2 protein-coding genes are annotated in these 1,417 nt (G+C 75.7%); one reads left to right on the top strand and one right to left on the bottom strand.

Features of this window, described 5'->3' with window-relative positions; genetic code table 11:
• Positions 1 to 1,172 (top strand): uroporphyrinogen-III C-methyltransferase (gene cobA / locus J0670_RS37970; protein WP_207817323.1); only part of this gene is annotated, 1,172 nt, incomplete at its 5' end.
• 37 nt (positions 1,173 to 1,209) lie between these two features.
• On the opposite strand, the gene J0670_RS37975 is transcribed toward cobA, so the two are convergent.
• The coding region (locus J0670_RS37975) for an ATP-binding protein (RefSeq protein ID WP_207817324.1) at positions 1,210 to 1,417 on the bottom strand (208 nt) is incomplete at its 5' end.

The following is a 1,417-nucleotide window of genomic DNA, read 5'->3' on the forward strand; positions in this document are numbered from 1 at the left end:
GTGTCGTCGTGGTCGGCGGCGGACAGGTCGCGCAGCGGCGGCTGCCCGCCCTGATCGCCTCCGGCGCCGAACTGCACCTGATATCGCCGTCCACGACCCCGGCCGTCCAGGCCATGGCCGACGCGGGCGAGCTGACCTGGCACGAGCGCCCGTACCGGGACGGCGACCTCGCCGGCGCCTGGTACGTGCTGGTCGCCACCGACGACCCGGCCGTGAACGCCGAGGTCAGCGCCGAGGCCGAGCGCGAGCGGGTGTTCTGCTCCCGCAGCGACGACGCCTCCGCCGCCACCGCCTGGACCCCGGCCAGCGGCCGCGACGCGGGCGCCACCGTCGCCGTCCTCACCGGCGACCCGCGCCACTCCGCCGCGCTGCGGGACGCCATCGTCGGAGGCCTGCGGGACGGCTCGCTGGCCGCCCGCCAGTACCGCGAGCACGGCGCTGGCGTGGCCCTGGTCGGCGGCGGCCCCGGCGACCCGGACCTGATCACCGTGCGCGGCCGCCGCCTGCTCGCCGACGCCGACGTGGTGGTCGCCGACCGCCTCGCCCCGCGCGAGCTGCTCGCCGAGCTGCCCGAGCACGTCGAGGTGATCGACGCGTCCAAGATCCCGTACGGGCGCCAGATGGCCCAGGACGCGATCAACCAGGCGCTGATCGAGCACGCCGCGGCCGGCAGGTTCGTGGTCCGGCTCAAGGGCGGCGACCCGTACGTCTTCGGCCGCGGCGGCGAGGAGCTGCTGGCCTGTGCCGAGGCGGGCATCCCGGTCACCGTGGTGCCCGGGATCTCCAGCTCGATCAGCGTCCCGGAGACGGCCGGCATCCCGGTCACCCACCGCGGGCTGACGCAGGAGTTCACCGTGATCTCCGGCCACGTCGGCCCGGGCGACCCGCGCTCGCTGACCAACTGGCGGGCCGTCGCGGGGATGAGCGGCACCCTGGTGCTGCTGATGGCGGTGGACAAGATCGGTGCGATCGCCGCCGAGCTGGTCGAGCACGGCCGCCCGGCCGACACGCCGGTCGCCATCGTCCAGGAGGGCACCACCGCCGCCCAGCGCCGGGTGGACGCCACCCTGGGCACCGTCGCCGCGGTGGTCGAGGCGGAGGGGGTCAAGCCCCCGGCGGTGATCGTGATCGGCGAGGTGGTCGACGTGCTGGCGGCCGCCTTCCGTTCGTAGCGGGCCCGCGGAGCGGGAAGTCGGCCCGTCCGACTTCCTACTCCAGCGGCTGCTCCGTCCAGATGACCTTCCCGGTCGCCGTGTAGCGGGTCCCCCAGCGGTCCGCGAACTGCGCGACCAGGAACAGCCCGCGCCCGCCCTCGTCCTCGGTCGCCGCGTACCGCAGGTGCGGCGAGGTGCTGCTGCCGTCCGACACCTCGCAGATCAGCGCCCGGTCGCGCAGCAGCCGCACCCGGATCGGCGCG

It is taken from the genome of Streptomyces sp. FH025, assembly GCF_017427025.1.
GTDB lineage: Bacteria > Actinomycetota > Actinomycetes > Streptomycetales > Streptomycetaceae > Kitasatospora.